Origin of the sequence: Saccharomonospora iraqiensis subsp. paurometabolica YIM 90007, from assembly GCF_000231035.2 — a bacterium.
Classification (GTDB): domain Bacteria; phylum Actinomycetota; class Actinomycetes; order Mycobacteriales; family Pseudonocardiaceae; genus Saccharomonospora; species Saccharomonospora paurometabolica.
The window spans coordinates 165964-168962 of sequence record NZ_KI912196.1; the positions used below are offsets into that span (position 1 = coordinate 165964).

Below are 2999 nucleotides of genomic sequence, written 5' to 3' on the forward strand. Positions count from 1 at the left end.
CGTCTCGGCGACGGTCGAGACCACCGTGGCGCCCCGCTCGGCGAGGGCCGTGGCGACCGGCCAGTCGCCGTCCAGGACGGCGACCTCGGCCGCGCTGCCCGCACCGACCGGGACCGGCTGCCAGGAGTCGGCATAGTGCACCGGGTCGAGACCGGGCGCCGCCCGCTCCGGCCAGTAGCGCCGTCGCTGGAAGGCGTAGGTGGGCAGGGTCGCGGGGCGGACCCCGGCGAAGAACACCGACCAGTCGACCTCCACCCCGTGGGTGTGGAGGGCTCCGAGCGCGGAGACGATCGCGTGCGCCTCGTCGGAGCCCGCCCGCTGGGCGGCGATGAACACGGCCTCGTCCCGGACGGACTCGGCCATCGGGAGCAGGACGCTGTCCGGCCCGATCTCCAGGAACCGCCGGGCGTCCACGGCCAGCACGGCCGCGCCGAAGCGGACCGGCTCGCGAACCTGGCGCACCCAGTGCCCCGGGTCGGTCCACACGTCCTCGGCCGGTCCACCGGTCACCGCGGACACGGCCGCGATGTCCGGCTTCGCGAAGGTCAGATCGGCCACGACCGCGCGGAACTCGTCCAGCACCGGGTCCATGAGCGAGGAGTGGAACGCGTGGCTGACCGTGAGCCGCTTGGTCCGATGGCCCTGCGCGGCATACCCGTCGGCGGCGGCCAGCACCGGTTCGGCCGGGCCGGAGATCACCACCGACCGCGGTCCGTTGACCGCTGCGAGGTCGATCCCGTCGGGCAGGTCGAGCTCGTCCTCGCCGACGGCGATCGCGGCCATGGCCCCGCCCTCGGGCAGCGCGCCCATGAGCGCGCCGCGGGCGACGACCATCCGGCACGCGTCGGCCAGGGACAGCACCCCGGCGACGTGGGCGGCGGCGATCTCGCCGACCGAGTGCCCGGCGACGACGTCCGGCGTCACGCCCCACGAGGCGAACAGGCGCGCCAGGGCGACCTCGACGGCGAACAGGCCGGGCTGGGTGAACTCGGTGCGGTCGATGCGACCGTCCCCGCTGGTCAGCACGTCCCGCACGGGGTCGGGGAAGTGGGCGAGCACCTCGTCCCACGCCTCGGCGAACGCCGGGAACGCGGCGGCGAGTCCCAGGCCCATCCCGGCGCGCTGCGCGCCCTGCCCGGAGAACAGGAACGCGGTGCTGCCCGATCCGGCGACGACCCCGGTGGCCCGCTCCAGAGCCGCGCGGAGCTCGTCCACGGTCGACCCGGCGACCACCGCCCGGTGGTCCAGGTCGGCACGGCCGAGTGCCAACGCCGCCCCGACGGCGGCGGGCTCGGCGTCGACCGACCGCAGCCGCTCGGCCTGCGCCCGCAACGCCTCGGCGGTCGCACCGGAGAGCACCCACGGAACCGGCCCGTCGAATGCGGAACCCGCGCGCTCGTCCTCGGGCGGAGCCTGTTCGACGACCACGTGCGCATTGGTGCCGCTGAACCCGAAGGACGAGACGCCGGCACGCAGCGGCCGGTCACCGCCGTCCCACTCGACGGCGTCGGTCAGCAGTCGCACCGGGCCGCTGTCCCAGGCGACGTGCGGGGAGGCCTCGGCGGCGTGCAGGGTCCTCGGAAGCACTCCGTTGCGCAGGGCGAGCACCATCTTGATGACTCCGGCGACACCCGCGGCGGCCTGGGTGTGACCGATGTTGGACTTGATCGACCCCAGCCACAGCGGCCGCTCCCGGTCCCGGCCGTAGGCGGCCCGCAGCGCCTCGGCCTCGATCGGGTCACCGAGGACGGTTCCGGTCCCGTGCGCCTCAACGGCGTCCACATCGGATGGTTCAAGCCCGGCGGAGGTCAGGGCGGCACGGATGACTCGCTGCTGGGACGGCCCGTTCGGCGCGGTCAAGCCGTTGGACGCGCCGTCGGAGTTCACCGCGGACCCGGGCACGACCGCCAGGACGGGGTGCCCGTTGCGCTGAGCGTCGGAGAGCCGTTCGACGGCGAGCACGCCGACCCCCTCGCCCCAGCCGGTGCCGTCGGCCTCGGCGGAGAACGCCTTGCACCGGCCGTCGGCGGCGAGCCCGCCCTGGCGGGAGAACTCGATGAAGGCACCGGGCGTGGACATGACGGTGACACCCCCGGTCAGCGCCAGATCACACTCGCCGGAGCGCAGTGCCTGCACCGCCCAGTGCAGGGCGACGAGTGACGACGAGCACGCCGTGTCCACGGTGACCGCGGGCCCCTCGAGACCGAAGGAATACGACAGGCGCCCGGAGACGACGCTGGCGGCGTTGCCCGTGCCGATGTGCCCGCCGACGTCGTGCGGGGCGTCCAGCAGTAACGACGCGTAGTCCTGGCCGTTGGTGCCGACGAACACCCCGGTCGACGAGCCGCGCAACGACCGGGGGTCGAGCCCGGCCCGTTCGAACGCCTCCCACGAGGTCTCCAGCAGCAGCCGCTGCTGCGGGTCCATGGCCAGCGCCTCACGCGGGGAGATCCCGAACAGGTCCGCGTCGAACTCGGGCACGTCGTGCAGGAAGCCACCCTCGCGGGTGTGGGACAGGCCGTTCTCGCCGTGCAGCACGGAGGTGTCCCAGCCTCGGTCGGTGGGGAACGCGCCGATGGCGTCGCCGCCCGCGCGCAGCAGGTCCCAAAGGCGTTCGGGGGTGTCGGCGCCGCCGGGGAAACGACAGGCCATGGCGACGATCGCGATCGGCTCGTCGGCGGCGTGGACGGTCGTCGCCGCCTGCTCCGTCTCGTCGTGGCCGAGCAGGCGCCCGAGTTCGGCGGCGAGCCGGGCCGGGGTGGGATGGTCGAACACGAGCCCGGCCGGGAGACCCAGCCCGGTGGCCGCGCCGAGCAGGTTACGGAGCTCCACTGCGGTGAGGGAGTCGAACCCGAGGTCGCGGAAGGCCTTGTCCTTCGGCACGGCGCCGGCTCCGGTGTGGCCGAGGACCGCGGCGGCCGTCTCGCGGACCAGGGTGAGCAGTTCCCTGCCGCTCGCCTCGGGCGGGCGGACCCGTTCGGCGGCGGCGCGCACGGCCT

The 2999-nt window shown here is 74.7% G+C and carries 1 protein-coding gene; it reads right to left on the minus strand.

The features are described from left to right. Nucleotides 1-2999: type I polyketide synthase (locus SACPADRAFT_RS25090; RefSeq protein ID WP_007027083.1), on the minus strand; the 2999-nt coding region annotated here is incomplete at both ends.